Annotated in this window: 18 protein-coding genes; 8 read left to right on the forward strand and 10 right to left on the reverse strand. The window is 63.6% G+C overall.

Annotated elements, in window-relative coordinates:
• The first annotated feature begins 39 nt into the window (after positions 1–39).
• From RUGAMON1_RS13715 to RUGAMON1_RS13725, 3 genes are read left to right on the forward strand one after another with little or no spacing between them, the layout of a single operon-like run.
• Positions 40–477, forward strand: coding sequence for an antitoxin Xre/MbcA/ParS toxin-binding domain-containing protein (locus RUGAMON1_RS13715; protein WP_445231032.1), 438 nt, complete (start codon positions 40–42; stop codon positions 475–477).
• Positions 478–1,167: an RES family NAD+ phosphorylase gene (locus tag RUGAMON1_RS13720; protein ID WP_445231033.1), complete on the forward strand. Its 690-nt coding sequence runs from the start codon at positions 478–480 to the stop codon at positions 1,165–1,167.
• A 3-nt stretch (positions 1,168–1,170) separates the two neighbouring features.
• Positions 1,171–1,500, forward strand: coding sequence for a DUF2288 domain-containing protein (locus RUGAMON1_RS13725; protein ID WP_116990895.1), 330 nt, complete (start codon positions 1,171–1,173; stop codon positions 1,498–1,500).
• On the opposite strand, the gene RUGAMON1_RS13730 is transcribed toward RUGAMON1_RS13725, so the two are convergent.
• Positions 1,497–3,344 (reverse strand): carbohydrate-binding module family 20 domain-containing protein, encoded by a 1,848-nt coding sequence (locus RUGAMON1_RS13730; RefSeq protein ID WP_445231034.1) that lies wholly within the window; start codon positions 3,342–3,344, stop codon positions 1,497–1,499. The two genes, RUGAMON1_RS13725 and RUGAMON1_RS13730, sit on opposite strands and share 4 nt — an antisense overlap.
• 253 nt (positions 3,345–3,597) lie before the next feature.
• On the opposite strand from RUGAMON1_RS13730, the gene RUGAMON1_RS13735 reads away from it, so the two are divergent.
• The 3 genes from RUGAMON1_RS13735 to RUGAMON1_RS13745 all read left to right on the forward strand — a co-directional run bounded on the left by RUGAMON1_RS13735 (position 3,598) and on the right by RUGAMON1_RS13745 (position 6,045).
• The gene (locus RUGAMON1_RS13735) at positions 3,598–4,284 is read left to right on the forward strand and encodes a GntR family transcriptional regulator (RefSeq protein WP_445231035.1); all 687 of its coding nucleotides are present in this window, start codon (positions 3,598–3,600) and stop codon (positions 4,282–4,284) included.
• 115 nt (positions 4,285–4,399) lie between these two features.
• A complete protein-coding gene (locus RUGAMON1_RS13740) occupies positions 4,400–5,326 on the forward strand; it encodes a family 43 glycosylhydrolase (protein WP_445231036.1) in 927 nt (308 codons plus the stop codon).
• On the forward strand, positions 5,326–6,045 hold the full coding sequence (locus tag RUGAMON1_RS13745; RefSeq protein ID WP_445231037.1) for a hypothetical protein: 720 nt from the start codon (positions 5,326–5,328) through the stop codon (positions 6,043–6,045). Before RUGAMON1_RS13740 ends, RUGAMON1_RS13745 begins: the two co-directional genes overlap by 1 nt.
• On the opposite strand, the gene RUGAMON1_RS13750 is transcribed toward RUGAMON1_RS13745, so the two are convergent.
• From RUGAMON1_RS13750 to RUGAMON1_RS13760, 3 genes are all read right to left on the reverse strand, one after another.
• A complete protein-coding gene (locus RUGAMON1_RS13750; RefSeq protein WP_445231038.1) occupies positions 6,021–7,382 on the reverse strand; it encodes an 8-oxoguanine deaminase in 1,362 nt (453 codons plus the stop codon). The two genes, RUGAMON1_RS13745 and RUGAMON1_RS13750, sit on opposite strands and share 25 nt — an antisense overlap.
• 77 nt (positions 7,383–7,459) lie before the next feature.
• Positions 7,460–8,818: a nucleobase:cation symporter-2 family protein gene (locus RUGAMON1_RS13755; RefSeq protein WP_445231039.1), complete on the reverse strand. Its 1,359-nt coding sequence runs from the start codon at positions 8,816–8,818 to the stop codon at positions 7,460–7,462.
• Between the two features lie 184 nt (positions 8,819–9,002).
• Positions 9,003–9,902, reverse strand: a complete 900-nt coding sequence (locus RUGAMON1_RS13760; protein ID WP_445231040.1) for a LysR family transcriptional regulator — start codon at positions 9,900–9,902, stop codon at positions 9,003–9,005.
• Between the two features lie 115 nt (positions 9,903–10,017).
• Here RUGAMON1_RS13760 and RUGAMON1_RS13765 point away from each other — a divergent pair, with 115 nt between their 5' ends.
• Together RUGAMON1_RS13765 and RUGAMON1_RS13770 are read left to right on the forward strand one after the other, a co-directional pair.
• On the forward strand, positions 10,018–10,563 hold the full coding sequence (locus tag RUGAMON1_RS13765; RefSeq protein WP_445231041.1) for a carboxymuconolactone decarboxylase family protein: 546 nt from the start codon (positions 10,018–10,020) through the stop codon (positions 10,561–10,563).
• Positions 10,564–10,588: 25 nt separating this feature from the next.
• Positions 10,589–12,199, forward strand: coding sequence for a 2Fe-2S iron-sulfur cluster-binding protein (locus tag RUGAMON1_RS13770; RefSeq protein WP_445231042.1), 1,611 nt, complete (start codon positions 10,589–10,591; stop codon positions 12,197–12,199).
• Positions 12,200–12,206: 7 nt separating this feature from the next.
• Here RUGAMON1_RS13770 and RUGAMON1_RS13775 read toward each other — a convergent pair whose 3' ends face one another.
• From RUGAMON1_RS13775 to RUGAMON1_RS13800, 6 genes are read right to left on the reverse strand one after another with little or no spacing between them, the layout of a single operon-like run.
• Positions 12,207–14,252: an alpha/beta hydrolase domain-containing protein gene (locus tag RUGAMON1_RS13775; RefSeq protein ID WP_445231043.1), complete on the reverse strand. Its 2,046-nt coding sequence runs from the start codon at positions 14,250–14,252 to the stop codon at positions 12,207–12,209.
• The gene (locus tag RUGAMON1_RS13780) at positions 14,246–14,701 is read right to left on the reverse strand and encodes a YbaK/EbsC family protein (protein WP_445231044.1); all 456 of its coding nucleotides are present in this window, start codon (positions 14,699–14,701) and stop codon (positions 14,246–14,248) included. The genes RUGAMON1_RS13775 and RUGAMON1_RS13780 overlap by 7 nt, the downstream gene beginning before the upstream one ends.
• A gap of 13 nt (positions 14,702–14,714) precedes the next feature.
• A complete protein-coding gene (locus RUGAMON1_RS13785; protein WP_445231045.1) occupies positions 14,715–15,788 on the reverse strand; it encodes a DUF4272 domain-containing protein in 1,074 nt (357 codons plus the stop codon).
• Positions 15,789–15,839: 51 nt separating this feature from the next.
• The gene (locus tag RUGAMON1_RS13790) at positions 15,840–16,565 is read right to left on the reverse strand and encodes a hypothetical protein (protein ID WP_445231046.1); all 726 of its coding nucleotides are present in this window, start codon (positions 16,563–16,565) and stop codon (positions 15,840–15,842) included.
• 10 nt (positions 16,566–16,575) lie between these two features.
• Entirely contained in the window at positions 16,576–17,415 is an 840-nt protein-coding gene (locus RUGAMON1_RS13795) for an aldo/keto reductase (protein ID WP_445231047.1), read from the reverse strand.
• A complete protein-coding gene (locus RUGAMON1_RS13800; RefSeq protein ID WP_332855823.1) occupies positions 17,415–18,137 on the reverse strand; it encodes an ABC transporter ATP-binding protein in 723 nt (240 codons plus the stop codon). Before RUGAMON1_RS13800 ends, RUGAMON1_RS13795 begins: the two co-directional genes overlap by 1 nt.
• Positions 18,138–18,147: the final 10 nt, after the last annotated feature.

Genomic DNA, 18,147 nt, shown 5'->3' on the forward strand with positions numbered 1-18,147 from the left:
CCGGAAAAGGAGTATAACTAGTCCATCAACGGAGGATTTATGCATCTTACCTACGCTTACCCCCGCAGCCGCTTCGAACCGACCATCTTGGTCGACCTGAACGCCAAGTCCGAGCGCGAACGGCTATCCAAGGCCGCCCTCAAGGGTTTTTTCAAACTGGCCGCCGCCTGGAAGCTGCGCGACGACGACGCCCGCGAACTGCTGGGCGGCATCTCCAGCAGCGCCTACTACGAGTGGAAAAAGAACCCCGAACGCACGCTGGAGGTGGACTGCATCACGCGCATCTCCTACCTGCTGGGCATCTACAAAGGACTGCACATCCTCTACGGCGACAAACTCGCCGACGAATGGATGGGCCTTGCCAACACCAACCTGATCTTCGGCGGCCGCACGCCGCTGACCTATATCGCGGCCGGCGGCCTGCCCGCCATGCAGATCGTGCGCCAGTTGCTGGACGCGCGCCGCGGAGGACTGTAAGTGCCGGTCAGCCTGATACCGCCCCTCACCACGCTGCGCCAGTTCGACACCTGCCGTCTGCTGCCCTCGCGCTTCGCCGATCTCGAAGACTCGGTGCTGTCGCCACTGGCCGACAACGAACAGGATCTGCACGACCTGTTCGAACTGGATAACGCCACCAACGCCCGCCTGCAAGCGCAGAACGGCGGCGCCGCCGGCATCACGATGGATGAACTGGTGTTCGGCGTGCCGAACTTCCGCATCGTGAACGCCGCCTTTACCTACGCCCGCCCTGAAGGCAGCCGCTTCAACGGCGGCGATCGCGGCGCGTGGTACTGCGCCTTCGACGTCCAGACCGCGCTGGCCGAAGTAAGCTTCCACAAGGCCGTCGAATACGCCGAGATCAACCGCTTCGACGACAGCGTCCAATACCAGACCATGCTGGCAGATTTCACCGCGCCCTTCCACGACCTGCGCGGCCAGGCACGCTACCTGGGCTGCCTGGCGCCGGACAGCTACATCGAATCGCAGATCCTGGCCGAGCGCCTGCTGGATGGCGGGTCGCTGGGCATCATCTACCCAAGCGTGCGGCTGGACGGCGGCACCAATCTGGCCTGTTTCCGTCCTGCGCTGGTGGGCAATGTTCGCAAAGGCGCGGCCTATCGGTTAACATGGCGGGGTAGCCCCGTACCGATCATCGAAATTATCTGAATCATGCAAACCAAACCTGAAAACGACACCGACCTGCGCCTCAAAGTGAACCGCGAGACCGCGCGCCTGCCATGGACCGAACTGCTCAAGCATTTCGCCGCAGGCAATGTGGTGTGGATCGCCAATTCGCTGGACCTGGTCGACGTGGCCGTGCGCATCTCGCACGACGACAAGGCCCACATCGGCCAGTGGATGAACGCCGGCCTGCTCGCCAAAGTCAGCGACGAGCAGGCTGCGAACTGGCTGGAGACCAACGCCGAACTATGGGCAGTCGTCGTCAGTCCCTTCATCCTCGTCCAACAGGAAAAGGCCGTTCCAGCCAGCGTGCATTAAAACTTGAAGCTGCCCGCGTCGAGCGTCACCGATCCGCCGCAAGCCGGCGTGGTCGCTTCGCGATTGCCGCTGGCGGTGGACTGGTTACTCTCCCACACGGTGCTCACGCCGTACTTCATGAACTTGTACTGGATCGCCGTCGACGGCGGCAGCTGGAAGGTGCGCGACCATGGCACATTGGCGCCGCTGCCCTCGATGTTCAGCTGATCGCTGGCGCCCTGCACCCAGTTGCCCAGCTCCGCGCGATTACCCACCACGTACACGTTCTGCCCCACCACCGTATTGGCATTCGCCACGCGGAAGGTCACCGGCACCGTGGTGCAGGTACCGCCGCCACCACCGCCGACCTTCTGGTTGATGTGCAGCGCCACCGCAGGCACCGTCGCGCCGCCGTTGGCCGGGATGCTCACGCTGATCATGCCGTTGCTGCCGACGGTGACACTGTCGCTGGTGCAGGCGGTACCGGCAGCATTCAGCTGGCCGTGCACCACGTTGCAGTAAGTACCGGCAGGCAGCAGCGTTTGCAGCGAGGCGTTCCAGGCCGCGTATTCATTGTTGATCGCCACGAAGCCCTTGGCACCGCGCCCGAACGCGATCTGGTTGGCGGTGCCGTTGGTGAAGTAGTCCACGCCCTGCCCCGACGTCGCCGCGCGGAAGGCGACCATGTTGGAGATATCGCCCCAGCGGTGGATGAAGTCCCACTGCTGGTTGATCAGCGGATTGCCGCTAGCGTCGAACGGGCTGGCGCTCGGCGGAGCCTGGTCGTAATTGGTGAAGCGGAAGCCCGAGTGCAGCTGCGCCGAACCATACGGCCAGGCCAGCATGAAGATGTTCGCCAGGTCGTAGCGCTTGGTGCCTTGCGTGTCGTTGGTGGCGCCGGAGACGAAATTGCTGGCCACCAGCGAGCTGCCGTTACGCTCCGTATCCCAGTTGTTGACGAAGACGGTCGCCTTCTCGCTCGGCACAAAGCCCCAGGTGCCACCCCAGTTGCCCGGCGTGCCCATGATGGCGCGCACCTGCGACAGGCTGGCGCCGTTCTCGTTGCGGAACATGGCCTTGATGGCGAAGGTGTACTGGAACTCGTTCAGCGTGCCGACGCTGTAGTAGTCGGAGCGCACCACGTTACTATCCGGGATCACCTCCTGCGTGATCCACAGCGCCTCGCCGGCCGTGGTGGTGTGCGTGACGCCGCTCATGATCGCCTGCAGATCGCCAGGCTGCATATGCTTGGCGGCGTCGAAGCGCACGCCATCCACGCCCATGTTGATCAACTTGGTCAGGTAGGTCTTGACCTGGCCCTGCACGTAGGCGCCGTCGGTCTTCAGGTCCGGCAGGCCGCTCAGGCGGCAGAACATCACGTTGTAGCGGTTGCCCGGCGAGCCGTAGTCGCCGCCGGCGATGTCGCAGGCGGGATGGAAATCGCTGGAACTGAAGAAGGGATAGGCCAGCGTCGACGAATTCCACGTCGAGCCGTCGGTGGCGGTGCCGGAACCGGCCGCCAGATGGTTGACCACCACGTCCGCATACACGCGCACCTTGGCGGTGTGGCAGGTGTTGATCATGGCCTGGAATTCGGCCTCGGTGCCCATATTGCTCTTCAGCGAGGCGAAGTTCACCGGCTGGTACACGTCCCACCAGGCGCCCAGGCTGGCCGAGGCCTGCGGCGGCGATACCTGCACCGCGCCAAAGCCCTGCGGGCCGAGCCAGTTGGTGCACTCCTTGGCGATGTCGTTCCACTTCCAGCGGAACATCTGTACCGACGTGTCGGCGGGGTTGAAGGCGGCGTGCGCAGGCGCGAGGGCGCAGCCGCCCAGCAGGCCGGCGGCCAATAAGGTTTTCATCATTTTTATCTCCGTGTCGTTATATTTTGTGTTTTGGGAAATACTGCAGCCCAGATAAAATGTAGCAGAACTACAGTAAACAACAAGCGGAATTCATAAGAGTTTTTCACAATCAGCCAGAGGAATCGCTTCCACACCATTCCCATATGACACAGATGTAATGCGATTACGCAGTGAACACTGCCAGATAGTCAATCCCCGGCGGCCCATGTATGATGGGGCAAAAAAACGACACTACGAGATTCATAGCCACCTCATGTCCAGCACACTCCCCGCCGAAAGCGCCAACGATATCGCCAACAACCTCGCCGAAGCCATCGCGGCGCGCAAGCTGCCGCCCGGGACCAAGCTGCGGGAGGAAGCGTTGTGCCGTTTGTACTCGGTCAGCCGCACCAAGATCCGCGCGGCGCTGCTGATCCTGTCGAAGGACAAGCTGATTAACATGGTTCCCGACAAGGGCGCCGTGGTCAGCCAGCCCAGCGAACGGGAGTCGCGCGAGATCTTCGCAACGCGCCGCATCATCGAAGCGGCGCTGGCGCGCGAGTTCACCGCCAAGGCCAAGCCGGCCGATTACAAAATGCTGGAGAAGCATTTGAAGGAAGAGCGCAACGCGCTGTCGCAAGTGCCGTCGAAGATGCGGCAGCAACTGCTGGGCGACTTCCACGTACTGCTGGCGGACGTGGTGGGCAACGAAGTGCTGAAGGAAATCGTGCGCGAGCTGGTGGGCCGCAGTTCGCTGATCACCATGCTGTATCAGTCCGAACGCGATGCGGCCTGCTCGTCGGACGAGCACAGCGCCTTCCTTGCCGCCGCCCGCTCGGGCGATGCGGACAAGGCGGCGGAGCTGATGCTGCATCATCTGAGCCACGTGGAAGCGGCGCTCAATTTCGACGTCAACGCCAGCCCGGCCAAGAAGGATTTGATCTCCGCACTGCTGATGTAGCGATACGGATCGCGGTATCGCTTCGCCACAAAAATTCATTAGACGCGCCCTCGCAGCTGCCGCAGCATGAATTCCTGCATCCGGCAGACACAAAACCTATAAAGCGAGACGACAAATGAATCAACAGCTACTCAAGCAATGGGCGGCGGCGACAGCTATCGCCTTCTGCGCGGCAGGCGCGCATGCCGCCACCTGGACGCTCACCGGCTCCCTCATTACGCATGATCCCAGCGTCTACAAGGAAAACAGCACCTGGTGGATCACCGAGACCAGCGACACCGGCATCGGCGTGAAGTACTCGCCGGACGGCCACGCATGGACGCAAGGAGTCAGCATCTTCGGCGGCGGCCTGTCGTGGTGGAGCCAATACAACAACAACTCCAAGACCGTCTGGGCGCCGGACATCCACGTCTGGAACGGCAAGGCGATCCTGTACTACGCGGTGTCCACGTTCGGCTCGCAGAAATCGGCGATCGGCCTGGCGACGGCCAGCAGCATCGCGACCGGAAACTGGACCGACAAAGGCGCCGTGCTGACGTCCGCGCCGGGCAATAACTACAACGCCATCGATCCCAACTTCTTCGTCGACAAGGCAGGCCAGCCCTGGTTGTCCTTCGGGTCCTTCTGGACCGGCATCTACACCACGCGCGTCGATGCAAACACACTCAAGCCCACCGGCAGCTGGTACCACCTGGCCGCCGACAGCACCGGCATCGAGAACTCGTTCATCATGTCGAACGGCTCGTATTACTACCTGTTCGTCTCCAAGGGCAAGTGCTGCGCCGGCGCCAACAGCACCTATCACATTTCGTACGGCCGCTCGACCAGCGTGACCGGCCCGTACCTCGACAAGAACGGCGTCGACATGGTCAACGGCGGCGGTACCACGCTCGATGCCGGCGGCGGACGTTTCATCGCGCCGGGTGGAGAATCGGTGGCCAACGGAGTGATGGTGCGGCATGAGCTGGATAGCCAGAACAACTACAACGGCGTCCTGTTCATCAACGACCTGACCTTCAGCGGCGGCTGGCCGACGTATTGATGAAGGCGGCGGCGGTATTCACGGCGCTGGCTGCGGCCGCCCTGCTCGCGATGTGGGCATGGCAGGCCACGCCAGCGCCCGACCGGAGGCGTGTCGAAAGCGATGCCGCAGCCAAGGCCGTGGCCCGCGAGGGACCGGCCTTCCCGCCCCGCGCGACAAACCTTCCGCTGGCCGCGCCGGACCGCAACGGCATCGACTCCTCGACCGAACTATCGCTCACCGACAATCAGGAACTCATACCCGACTTCGCGCTGCATCAGTTGATGGATGGTTTTCTGCTAAACCGCAGTGAAGTCGGCAGGCTGCAAGCGCTGGAAGCCCACCTGCGCCGCACACTGCCCGCCACCGCGGCCGGCGAAGCGATCCAGATCGCCTCGCGCTATCAAAACTACCTGATCGCACACGACGAACTGCTGGCAGCCCAGCGCTTCACCTCAAATGACGCGGCGTCGCAAGACCTGAACCGCATCAGCAGCTGGCGGCAGCAACGCCGGCAACTGCGCATCCGCACGCTCGGCGAGCGCATCACGCTGGAATGGTTTGGTAACGAGGACGCTTATCTGGAGCAAGCGCTAAACGAATGGCGCCAGCGTAGCGAAGGCCAGGCGCCCGCCACCGCCGACGTTGCGCCCGAAGACCAGGCGGCGCACGAGCAACACATGCAGCAGGCCCTGAGCCAGGCCATCACCGGTTATCAGCGAGCGGCCAAAGCCAATTGATGCGCCAGCGCGTTGTGGCGCTCGATCACCACCGGCAGGTCGATGGTGCACAGCACACCTTCGCGCACCACCACCTTGCCGTTGATGATGCTGTACGAGACATTCGGCGGCGTGCAGAACACCAGCGCCGCGACAGGGTCGTGCAGCGCGCCGGCGAAGCCTATCGTATCGAGCTTGAACATCACGATGTCCGCCGCCATGCCCGGCTTGAGCGCGCCGATGTCGTCGCGGTTCAGCACCTTGGCGCCGCCCAGCGTGGCCACCTCCAGCGCCTGCCGCGCAGTCATCGCGTCCGGGCCGAAGCCCACGCGCTGCAGCAGCATCGCCTGTCGCACTTCGCCCATCATGTGGCCGGAATCGTTGGAAGCACAACCGTCCACGCCCAAGCCGACCGAGACGCCGCTGTCGAGCATCTTGCGTATCGGCGCAATACCCGACGCCAGCCGCATATTCGAACAAGGACAGTGCGCGATGCCGGTGCCGGTGCGGCCGAACATGTAGATGCCGTCGTCGTCCAGCTGCACGCAGTGGGCGTGCCAGACATCGTGGCCCACCCAACCGCAATCCTCGGCGTATTCGGCGGGCGTCATATTGAATTTTTCGCGGCTGTAGGCGATGTCGTTCGCGTTTTCAGCCAGGTGCGTGTGCAGCGACACGCCGAAGCTGCGCGCCATCGTCGCGGCTTCCTTCATCAGATCGCGCGAGACCGAGAACGGCGAGCATGGCGCCACCACGATGCGCTGCATCGCGTACCGGCCGGCGTCGTGATAGGTCTCGATGAGGCGCTGCGTATCCTTGAGGATGGCGCCCTCCTCCTCCACCACGCGGTCCGGCGGCAGGCCGCCCTTGGACTGGCCCACGCTCATCGAACCGCGCGCGGCGTGGAAGCGCATGCCGATCTTGCCGGCCGCCTCGATGCTGTCATCGAGCTTGCAGCCGTTGGGGTAGATGTACAGGTGATCGCTGCTGGTCGTGCAGCCGGACATCATCAGTTCCGACATCGCCGCCAGCGTCGATACGTTGACCATCTCCGGTGTCAGGTTGGCCCAGATCGGATAGAGGTTGGTCAACCAGTTAAACAGTTCGCCGTTCTGCGCGGCGGGAATCACGCGCGTCAGACTCTGGTACATATGGTGGTGGGTGTTGACCAGGCCGGGCATCACCACGTGGTTGGCCGCGTCGATAATCTCGTCGGCCTGCTGCGGCAGGTCGGCGCTACGGCCGACCTGTTCGATCACGTTGTCCCGGATGTAGACGGCGCCGTCGGCGATTTCACGGCGCTCGTCATCCATCGTCACCAGCACGCGTGCATTTTTGATCAGTAGGGTTTTAGTCATAATTTCTATGATGGTTAAACACTGCGGAAACAATGCGCGGGCACTGCGGAAACAGTCAGGTTGATATCGAGCGTATTTTAAGCTGCTTCACGCTCGGAGGTTAAAAAAGCTTGCGGTACTTCCTCTTCTTCATCGTCGTCGGTCAATTCTACCGGACGTTCTGGCAGCACCAGGTTCAGGGCCACAGCGACCAGCGCGCCAACCGTGATGCCCGAGCCGAAGACTTCCTTGACGAAGGCCGGCAGCTTGGACAGCAGTTCCGGACGCACCGTCACCGCCAGGCCGCAGCCGATGGCCACCGCCATGATGATGCCGTTACGCTTGGTGTGCTCCACATGGCTCAGCAACTGCACGCCGGCCGAGATAATCATCGCGAACATCATCAAGCCCGCTCCACCCAGCACCGGTTGCGGGATCGTCACCACCACCGCGCCCAGCACCGGGAACAGGCCTGCCAGCAGCAGCATCACGCCGGTCAGCGCCACCACATGGCGGCTGGCCACGCCGGTCAGCGACACCACGCCCACGTTCTGCGCAAAGGTCGATACCGGAGGGCTGGACATCAGCGCGGCGAAGGCCGAACCGACACCATCGCACAGGATGCCGCGCGCCAGCGTCTTGCCGCGCATCTTGGTGTTAGTGGCGGCGCCCAGCGCCATGAAGGTGCCGGTGGTTTCCACCATTGTCACCAGGTAGGCGATCGCCATGGCGACGACGCCGGCCACCGGGAAGGTCATGCCGTAATGGAGAGGCTGCGGCAGCGCGAAGACCGGCGCACTCTGCACCTGCGCAAAATCGATCATGCCCAGCGAAGCGCACAGCAGGTAGCCGATGAACATGCCGATCACCACGGCAGCGGCGGATACAATCCCCTTGCCGAATTGGACCAGCATGATGACCGTGACCAGCACGAACGCAGCGATGCCCAGGTTGAGCGGCGAACCATAAACAGCGCCCGGCGCATGTCCGCCCGCCGCCCAGTCCACCGCCACCGGGACCAGCGACAGGCCGATCATCGTCACCACTACGCCGGTGACGGCGTGCGGAAACAGCTTGCGGATCTTCGGCATGAAGCAGCTGCCGACTATCATCACTACCGAAGCCGCCAGCGACGAACCGAGGATCGCCGGAACGCCGTGCTCAAGACCGATGCTGATGGCCGCGCCGACGAAGGCGAAGCTGGTGCCCATCACGCAAGGAAGCCTGATGCCGACTGGGCCTACGCCTTTGCATTGAATAATCGTGACGATGCCCGAACCGAGCAAGGCGGCATTGATCAGGGTGATGATCTGGTCCGCCGGCAGTTTGAGCGCGGCGCCCACCACCAGCGGCACGGCGATGATGCCGCCCAAAGCGGCAAGCATGTGCTGGGCCGCCAGCAGTACGGTTGTGAATAGGGGTGGTCGATCCTCGACCTGAAATAACAAGTGATTCATAAACGCGTCTCCGTCTGTCTTTTTTATTGGGCGTTACTTTGCAACTACTACCCACACGGGCTGCCCTTAACCGTGCGTAGAAATGATGCCTAGCAACGCAACAGCTCGTGACCGACGCGTTTAATTGATAACGATATTGCGCCTCGTCGGATACATTGTCAACGAATTTTGTATACAATTTTTTCTATCGAAGCGCGCCGTCCTGGCGCAGCGTGGCAATCGCCAGATCGAGGAAGGCGCGCAGCTTGCGGGACGAATTCCGGCCTTCGTGGTGCACCACGCTGACCGGCACCGCCGTGGCCTCGTAGGGGGACAGGATCGCGTTCAAACGGCCGTCGGCCAGGTAGGGCGCGGCCATATAGGACAGCACGCGGGTGATGCCGAAGCCGTCCAACGCCGCGCGCAAGGCGGCGTCGTTGCTGGTGCTGCTCAGGCGCGGATGCACCTTCACCGTTTGCGGCTTGCCATCGTGCTCAAAGCGCCAATCGTTGGTCGCCGTGACAGCGGTGGCGGCGATCAGGTCATGTCCGGCCAGCTCCTGCGGCGTAGCGGGAACGCCACGCTCGGCCAGGTAGGCCGGCGCCGCGCACACCACCTGCCTTACCTGTCCCACGCGCACCGCCTGGTAGCTGGAATCGGGCAAGGCGCCGATCCGAATGGCGGCGTCCACGCCCTCGTCCATCATGTTGACCACGCGGTCGAGGAAGCGGCATTCGACATCGGTTTCCGGGTAGCGCCGCAGGTAATCGGTGACGATGGGCGTGACGTACATCGCGCCGAACATCACCGAGGCCGTGATCACCAGCCGCCCGCGCGGCGCACCGTGCGCGCCGGCGGCCGAGGTCTCGGTTTCGGCCACGTCGGCCAGGATGCGACGGCAATCGGCGGCATAGCGCGCGCCGGTTTCGGTCAGCCGCACCACCCGCGTGGTGCGCAACAGCAGACGCACGCCCATGCCCTCCTCCAGCTCCGTGACGGCGCGCGTGACCACCGGCGGCGAAATCTTCAGCTTGCGGGCGGCGGCGGCAAAGCCGCCTTCGTCGACGACTGCCACAAAGATCCCCATGGCGGAAAGCTTGTCCATATTATTCCTGAATTAGAAATAGTTTATTGTAAATTCAACGGATTCTCATTATCTCCTTTATCGATGAAACTGCAAGTGTTCGCTGAACAAACAACCCAACCCAAAGGAACTCACCATGAACCGCATCGCCACCATCGAAACCGCCACCGCCAATGCCGAACAAAAAGCCCTGCTGGACGCCATCCAGGGTCAACTCGGCATGGTGCCCAACTTCCTGAAGGTGTTCGCCAACTCGCCGGTCGCATTGCGCGCCTTCCTCGGCCTGCACGGCGTGGCCAACGGCGGCACGCTCGACGCCTTGACCCGCGAACGCATCGCCCTGGCGCTGGCGCAGCAGAACAGCTGCGAATACTGCGTCTCCGCGCATACCGCCATCGGCCGCAAGACTGGCCTGAGCGCCGATGAAATGAGCGCCGCCCGCAACGGCACCAGCGCGGATGCACAAGCCGCCGTCGCCGTGAAATTCGCACAAAGCCTGATGGAGAACAAGGGCGCAGTAAGCGCCATCGAGCTGGCGGAAATCCGCAGCGCAGGCTACAGCGAGTCGGACATCGTCGAGATCATCACCCACGTCGGCATGAACTTCCTGACCAACATCCTGGGCAAGGCCAGCCGCGTAGAGATCGACTTCCCGAAAGTCGAACTGAAAATCGCAGCCTGATTTCACACTGATCGAGGAGCACATCATGGGACGCGCATATTCCGATATCACCTTCACGCCGACGGTGCGTGATGTACAGGAAAGCATGGGAAGCCGCGCCCAGTATGCGTTCCTCGACCAGATGGAGAACCGGCAGGACAGCCTGGGAAGAAGGGAAATCGCCTTCATCGAACAGCGGGACCACTTTTTCCAGGCGACCGTCAATCAGACAGGATGGCCGTACGTGCAGCATCGCGGCGGGCCGGCAGGCTTTCTGCAAGCGCTCGACGCAAAAACGCTGGCTTTTGCCGACTTTAGCGGCAATGTGCAGTATCTCAGCGTCGGCAACCTCAAGACGGACGACCGTATTTCGATCATCCTGGTCGACTACGCGGAGCAGGTGCGGTTGAAGGTTATCGGCCGGGCGCACACGATTGAAGCTGCGGACGATCCGGCACTGATGGAACGCCTGCGCATGCCGGGTTACACGGCCCGCATCGAGCGCGCCTTTATCATCAGCGTGGAAGGCTACGACTGGAACTGCCCACAACACATCACACCGCGCTATACCGAACAGGAAATCGGCGCGATGACAGCTCCGCTGCATGCCCAACTCAAACGCCTGAAAGAACAACTGGCGGCGCTCGCCACCGCGCAAGCCGCGTCGCCCGTCGTGCAGGTCGCGGCATTAGGTAGCGGACCGCTGGCGCTGACCATCACCGGTGTGCGTCAACTGACGCCGCGCGTGCGCGCTTATGAGCTCCGTAGCGCCGAGGGCGGGACGCTGCCGCCAGTGACGGCAGGCGCGCATATCGACGTTCCGGTGACGCTGCCGGGTGGCGCCGGCGCCACCCGGCGCTACTCAATCGCATCCAATCCGGCGATGGCGGACAGCTACGAGATCGCAGTCCTGCGTGAAGAAGGCGGCAGCGGCGGTTCGCAGGCGGTGCACGCCGAATACAGGCTCGGGCTGGATCTTCACTGCGCCATGCCCGGCAACGACTTCGCGCTGTTGCAGGATCCCTCGCCCGCGCTGCTGATCGCCAGCGGCATCGGCATCACACCGCTCAAAGCGATGGCTCACACGCTGATGCGGCAAGGCCGCCCCTTCATGCTGCATTACGCAGTACGCTCCCGCAATGAGGCGCCGTTTCTCGATCTGCTGGCGGCCGAATTCGGCGAGCGCCTGGTGGTGTATCCCGCAGACGAAGGCTCGCGCATGAACCTCGATCACCTGCTCGCCGACACACGGCCGGACACGGTGGTCTACGCCTGCGGGCCCCAGCGTATGATCGATGCGGTGCGCGCCGTAGCGGTCAAGCAAGGCATCTCCGGCGACCGGGTGCGCGTGGAGCGCTTTGCATTTGCAGGCGGCGCCGGTCGCACCGGCGACGCACCTCTGACCGTCACGCTCCGCCGCAGCGGCAAGGTGATTGAAGTGGCGGCGGACCGCAGCATTTTGGATGCGGTACAGGCGGCAGGCGTGACGGCGCCCGCCTCATGCCGCATCGGCAACTGCGGCGTCTGCGCTACCCGCACATTGGAAGGTGTGCCAGACCACCGCGATAACATTCTCACGGCAGAACAGCGGGCGCAAGGCAGTATTTGCATCTGCGTCTCGCGCGCGGCAGGGCCGGCCCTCACGTTGGATCTATAGTATTCGCCTACGGGGCGGCGTACAGGTAAGCACAGCCCTTGTCTGCGGGTTCGTGCTGCATGATGCGGTCATACAGGCCGGTGTTGCCGGCCAGTGTGCGCTCCATATCCTCTGGCAGCAGCAGCCCTGCTGTGATCTGGCGCTCCGCGGCGGCGCGCACGGCGGCGACAAAATCGTCACGGGTCGGATAGCGCACCTCCAGGCTTGGACGTGGATCGCCGGCGGCGGCCCGTTCGGCCTCGGTGCGGGCGAACGGAACAAAGCTGCCGTCGAAACGCGACGTGGCCCAGGCAAATCCGGTCTCCGGCGCGCGCAAGTTCCAGCCGGTGTGCGTGCCGAGCGGCGCCTGCACTTCAACCAAACGCACGCCGCCCTTGTCGTTGCCGTCCGCGTCCGGCACCGGCACGCGGGTTTCATACTCGTCGCCGGGTTTTGGCGGCACCTTGTCCGCTATGCCCTGCTGCGCAAACCGCCTGCCGAAGTCCAGGCGCGGCTCGCGCAGATTCTGCTCCGGCGGCGTCAGGCCGAAACCTTTCGGGAAGGTGGCGCGGTAATCCGCCACCGTGGTCAGCGTGCGATCCGCCAGTTGCGGATAGGCGCTGGCCGGCGGTTGCTTGCCTTTGCCGGTCCAGTCGTCCAGCGCCAGGACCAGCGCGCGCATCGGCAGGTAATGGTCGCTGGTCGATACGCAGGCTGTGAACGGCGCCCGCGTGCGCGAGCGGCCGACGTAATGCTGCGCGCCCATGAAGCCGTAGATGCGCACGTTGTCCGCCGGCGCCACGTCCTGCATGCCGTCCGGCGTGGTGGCGATCAGCGACGCGCCGCGGTTCCAGAACTCCGTCGATGTGTTCGAGATGATGAGTTTGGGCAGCCGGCCCTGTTTGTCGCGCGCGTGGTCGAGATAGGATGCGGTTTGGCCGCTGACAGGGTCGCGCGACGGCGCGGTGGTGAACGGGAAAGCGTCCGCCGGATAGTCGTGCTCCTCCAACATCGACGGATGGCGCGTGGGCTGCGCGAAGCGGCTGTTGAAGCCCGCCGAACCGCCGGCGCCCGGCACATGGAGATAGGCGCCGCTGAACGCCAGTTGGCCGGATTCGTCCACGTTCAAGCCGTCGTGCAGCATGCGGCCGATCACGCGGCCGGACTGGCTGATGCCGAACATCAGCACGTTCTTCGGCACAGGCGCGCCTTCAAACGGCCGGTCGCGGAAGTAGGCCAGCAGATCGCGGATGCCGGCCAGGCCTGCGCCGGTCACGTATGGGTCTTTTGCGACGTAGGTCAATTCGTAGATCGTATCCGGCTTGAAGCCTTCGTCCAGCTGCACACGGCCAGGGCCGCCCGCTTGTTCGGGCGCGACGAAATGCCAACTGCTGCGCGGGACGGGGCGTCGTTTGTCGCCGGGACGCGCGCGCACGGTCAGCTGGGCGCGTGGATCGTTGGGCGTGGCCGGTTCGTAAGTCAGGCCGCGCATGCCGGCGTAAGTGGCAACGTCCACCGGCGCGTTGACGGTGAACTCGTTCTGCACCCTGCCCCTGATGCCCTTGGCGACAGGCGGCGCAAACACCAGCGGCCGCGCGCCAGGCGCAGGCGGCGCCACGTCCCAGGTCCATGCGGAGAACAGCATCGAGAAACCGTGGCGCATCAGGAAGCCGTCCCCCGCATCGGCGGCGGTAGACGGATCGTTGTTGGCCGGGCTGCGGCCGTTGATCTGGCCCAGCATGGCAATGCCGCCCCGGTTATTGACGTCGTAAATCAGACTGGATGGTTGGCCGCCCGTCGGCCGCAGCAAAATGAACTCGCTGGAGAACAGCACACGTCCACGCGCATCGCGCGGCGCGCGCTTCAAATCGACGATGGCGGCATTGGCCGGCGCTTTCGGGTCCAGTGCAAAATAGGCGATGCCGCGTATCTTTTCATAGGCGCCGGCTTCGCCGTAAGTCACCCCGGGCGCAAACGCGGTACGCTCCTTGATCTCGATACGCTCGACGGCAGCAAGCGCCGACGCCGAAATCCCCGCCATCGCCAGCAACGCCAACTTCCGTTTGATCAGCATACGTCCACCCATTGTCCTTGCGTGATCGTCACCAGCATGTCCGGCGCCATCCGCACTACACTATTGACCGAACCTGCGGCCGGCAGTACCTCATCAAAATTGCGCAGCGATTCGTCGACGTACACCGGCAGCGCCTGCGCCAGGCCGAAAGGACAAACCCCGCCAACCGGGTGGCCGGTAGTCTCGGCCACCTCTTCGGCCGGCAGCATCTTGCCCTTGCCGAAGGCCTCGCGGAATTTGCGATTGTCGATGCGCGCGACGCCGCTGGCGACCAGCAGGATCACGCGGCCATCGCGGACGCGGAAGGCCAGCGTCTTGGCAATGCGTCCCGGTTCGACGCCATGCGCTTCGGCCGCCAACGCCACGGTGGCGGTACTAACTTCCAGCTCCACGATGGGAAGATGAAGGTCTCTGGCGAGGAAAAACTCACGAACGGATTGGAGGCTCATAGATGTTTGCAGGTCAGGTTGGGGTATCGACTTCGTCCCAGTCGCGGTCTTCGAAATGCACCAGCCAATTCAGGGCATGGTGGCGCTCTTGCAGAACGCCGTCGTTCAATCCCGCGGGGGCGGCGGTCTTCTTCAATATCGCCTGGCGCGTGGCCCAGTGCAGGCGGTACTGCAGATCCAGCGCATCGAGGATCTCCGCCGCCGGGCGCATGGCCAGCTGCTTGCGCAAGCCTTCGGTGCCGCGTTCGATGACGGTGCGCGAGATCGCGGCCACGTCGCAGATCGCGTCGGCGAAGGGCAGCGCCTCCTGCATACCAAGCACCCATTGCAGCACCAGGATGGCTTCATACCGCCACAGGAACTGGGTGGTTTCCAGCTCGGTGGGCGTTTCCTGGGCAAGGAAAGCCCGTTCCGCGTCGGTCAGACCGGCAAAGGCCGGTGGAAAGCGTTTTTTCAGGTCGTCGACCGCAATGGCTCGGACGCCGGCCAGCGACTCCGCGCGGATCGCGACCACGAACAGCGCCAGCATCCTGCGCAACACGTCCTCGGGCGTGCGCAAGCGCAGCTCCGGTTCGGCCACCAGCGGCGGCAACGTCGCCGGCACCGCTATCTTGCGGGCGGCGAGCAGCTCGTCCGAGCGCGCCTTGCGTTGCCAGGCCTGCGGTGGGTAAGGAACCACGGCTTGCGGATCGCCGTCGTCGCCGGTCGCAGGCAGCAGGATGCGCCCTTGCGGATCGCGCACGCTGCCGTCGGCCATGAAGACGACCGCGTTGGCGCCCTGCGCCCAGGCGGCGAAGCTGTCCATCGCGCCTGCCTCGATGGACAGGCTGACGTGCTGACGCACGCGCTGCACATGGCGGATCACGTGGTAGCGGACCTGCGTCATGCGGCCTTCGCCGGCTTGCGCCAGGTGGTTCATGAAGCCGTTGAGATGGGGCTGTAATTCGGGATCGGACAGATCACGCCGGGCATTGAGCACATGCGGGAAGCCAGGTTTGGGAACCTCGGCAACCGTGCAGTAGGCGTTGATCGGAATGTGCTGACTGGTGTCTTGGGGGGAGAACAGCTGTTTGATTCGGTTTAGCATAATTTGCTGGACAGTTTGGGCTGTCCAGCAGTGTAGCAGAGCGGCGACCTGTCACATGGGGGCCGCCGGGATATCGTATTCGATCAGCGCATCGTCGTCCCAGCTGGTGTCGGCCAAGGGCGGCGAGAACACGTTTTTCTTACTACCGATGAACGGCAGCGATTGACGCCGGTCTCCAGAAACCAAGGTCACACCGGTCGCGTTCAACGGCGCCTGGTAGTTCAGATGCAAGCTTTTGATATGACAAGGGCCGCCGGCCAGCGCGAGTCCATTACGAATCACGAAGGATATGTCTTCCCTGTTGACGGCCCAGGCGATTTCGCATTCCACACGCAGGTCGCCCAAGCGGCGCGCGTTGGCGGGCACGCCGGGCGTATGGATATCACCACGCCAGCGAACCATACTTTTCTTCTTGTTGGTGACCAGATCCGCCTTGTCATCGATCGCCGCCTGGATGCGCGGCAGGACGAAGGTGCCGTCCGCCGCGATGGGGATGTTTTCCGACGTATTGTCGCCGGCGATGCGCAGCGTCACGCCGTCCACCGATCCGCCGGGCGTGGCGGACACCAACATGAATTTCATCGGTGCGGCAGGTGCGTATTTACGATGCTGTTCGAATGCGTCCACGCCCTTCAGCATCACCTTGTAAGATTTCAGTTCGGGATTCTTCACGCCGCCCACTTCAACCACTTGCGGCGTGTCGGCATCGGGGACGTCCTGAGCACCGGCGCCGGCGCAGGCCAGCAGCAGGCTTAAACAAAGCAATTCGTGTTTCATAAATCCTGTTTTAACGCATGTCGAGCACGCGGGCCCGACGTGGTGGAGGGAATGCCTGATCCAGCGCGGCCAGATCCTGTGGGGAGAGTTTGATATCCGCCGCGGCGCGGTTGGCGCGCACGTGTACAGGGTCGGTGGCCTTGGGGATGGCGATCACGCCGTCCTGATGCAGCACCCACGCCAGTGCAATCTGCGCCGGCGTCACGCCGTAGGCATCGGCGACGGCGCGCAGGCCGGGGTTGCCCAGCAGCGCGGCCTGTTCGCGGCCATGCGACTCCAGCGGCGAGTAAGCCATCAGCGGCATGCCCTGCTGGCGGCACCACGGCAGCAGATCGAATTCGACGCCGCGTTTGCACAGGTTGTACAGCACCTGATCTGTGGCGACGGCGCCGCAACCGACGGCGTCCTGCATGCTTTCGAGGTCGAAGTTGCTGACGCCGTAGGACTTGATTTTGCCGGCCATCTTGAGCGCCTCGAAACCGGCGACGGTTTCGTCCAGCGAGTAGTGGCCTTGCCAGTGCAGCAGGTAGAGATCGATGCAGTCGACCTTCAGCCGGCGCAGGCTGCGCTCGCACGCGGCCTGTGTGCCTTCGAAGCTGGCGTTGTGCGGATAGACTTTGCTGACCAGGTAGACTTCGTCGCGGCGGCCGGCGATGGCGGCGCCCACCACTTCCTCCGCCCCGCCCTCGCCGTACATCTCGGCGGTGTCGATCAGCGTCATGCCGAGGTCCAGGCCCAGTTGCAGGGCGCGGATTTCATCGTTCTTGCGGACGAACTCCTCGCCCATATTCCACGTGCCCTGCCCCAGCACCGGCACGGTGGCTCCCGATGGAAAGCGCACGGTTTTCATCAATGCCCGCCGCCGAGGTAGGCCGCGATCACTTTCGGATCGGTTTTCAGGCTCTCCGCCGGGCCGTGGACCGAGATCGTGCCATTTTCCAGCACATAGCCGTAATCGGCCACGTTCAGCGCGGCGGCGGCGAACTGCTCCACCAACAGCATCGTCACGCCTTCGGATTTCAGGCGCTGGATGATGCGGAACACCTCCTCCACCAGGATAGGCGCCAGGCCCATCGACGGTTCGTCGAGCAGGATCACTTCCGGGTTGAGCATGACGGCGCGCGCCATCGCCAGCATCTGCTGCTCGCCACCGGACAGCGTGCCGGCCAGCTGGTGTTGGCGTTCCTTCAGGCGAGGGAACAGCTCCAGCGACTTTTCCAGGTCGCGCTTGATGTCGCCCTTGGGCCGCGCGCGCGTGAAGCGCGGGAAGGCGCCCAGCAGCAGGTTGTCGGTGACCGTCATCGAGGCGAACACGCGCCTCCCTTCCGGCGAATGCGCCAGGCCGGCGCGCGCGATCATGTGCGAATCGGCGCCGGTGATATCCTTGCCGCCCAGCGTGACCTTGCCGCCCTTGGGTTTGATCATGCCGGAGATGGCGCGCATGGTGGTGGTCTTGCCGGCGCCGTTGGAGCCGATCAACGTGACCAGCTTGCCCTTCGGGACCTCCAGCGAGATGCCGTGCAGGACTTCGACTTTGCCGTACGACGCTTGCAGATTGGTGATCGATAGCATGTGCTGTCCT

The organism is Duganella rhizosphaerae, assembly GCF_040364205.1.
GTDB lineage: Bacteria > Pseudomonadota > Gammaproteobacteria > Burkholderiales > Burkholderiaceae_D > Rugamonas > Rugamonas rhizosphaerae.

Excerpts from the sequence above, each read along its gene's own strand:
- RUGAMON1_RS13770 (WP_445231042.1), top strand. The coding sequence starts at position 10,589 with ATGGGACGCGCATATTCCGATATCACCTTCACGCCGACGGTGCGTGAT.
- RUGAMON1_RS13785 (WP_445231045.1), bottom strand. The coding sequence starts at position 15,788 with ATGCTAAACCGAATCAAACAGCTGTTCTCCCCCCAAGACACCAGTCAG.
- RUGAMON1_RS13765 (WP_445231041.1), top strand. The coding sequence starts at position 10,018 with ATGAACCGCATCGCCACCATCGAAACCGCCACCGCCAATGCCGAACAA.
- RUGAMON1_RS13745 (WP_445231037.1), top strand. The coding sequence starts at position 5,326 with ATGAAGGCGGCGGCGGTATTCACGGCGCTGGCTGCGGCCGCCCTGCTC.
- RUGAMON1_RS13780 (WP_445231044.1), bottom strand. The coding sequence starts at position 14,701 with ATGAGCCTCCAATCCGTTCGTGAGTTTTTCCTCGCCAGAGACCTTCAT.
- RUGAMON1_RS13795 (WP_445231047.1), bottom strand. The coding sequence starts at position 17,415 with ATGAAAACCGTGCGCTTTCCATCGGGAGCCACCGTGCCGGTGCTGGGG.
- RUGAMON1_RS13800 (WP_332855823.1), bottom strand. The coding sequence starts at position 18,137 with ATGCTATCGATCACCAATCTGCAAGCGTCGTACGGCAAAGTCGAAGTC.
- RUGAMON1_RS13790 (WP_445231046.1), bottom strand. The coding sequence starts at position 16,565 with ATGAAACACGAATTGCTTTGTTTAAGCCTGCTGCTGGCCTGCGCCGGC.
- RUGAMON1_RS13730 (WP_445231034.1), bottom strand. The coding sequence starts at position 3,344 with ATGATGAAAACCTTATTGGCCGCCGGCCTGCTGGGCGGCTGCGCCCTC.
- RUGAMON1_RS13750 (WP_445231038.1), bottom strand. The coding sequence starts at position 7,382 with ATGACTAAAACCCTACTGATCAAAAATGCACGCGTGCTGGTGACGATG.
- RUGAMON1_RS13725 (WP_116990895.1), top strand. The coding sequence starts at position 1,171 with ATGCAAACCAAACCTGAAAACGACACCGACCTGCGCCTCAAAGTGAAC.
- RUGAMON1_RS13760 (WP_445231040.1), bottom strand. The coding sequence starts at position 9,902 with ATGGACAAGCTTTCCGCCATGGGGATCTTTGTGGCAGTCGTCGACGAA.
- RUGAMON1_RS13775 (WP_445231043.1), bottom strand. The coding sequence starts at position 14,252 with ATGCTGATCAAACGGAAGTTGGCGTTGCTGGCGATGGCGGGGATTTCG.
- RUGAMON1_RS13755 (WP_445231039.1), bottom strand. The coding sequence starts at position 8,818 with ATGAATCACTTGTTATTTCAGGTCGAGGATCGACCACCCCTATTCACA.
- RUGAMON1_RS13735 (WP_445231035.1), top strand. The coding sequence starts at position 3,598 with ATGTCCAGCACACTCCCCGCCGAAAGCGCCAACGATATCGCCAACAAC.
- RUGAMON1_RS13715 (WP_445231032.1), top strand. The coding sequence starts at position 40 with ATGCATCTTACCTACGCTTACCCCCGCAGCCGCTTCGAACCGACCATC.
- RUGAMON1_RS13740 (WP_445231036.1), top strand. The coding sequence starts at position 4,400 with ATGAATCAACAGCTACTCAAGCAATGGGCGGCGGCGACAGCTATCGCC.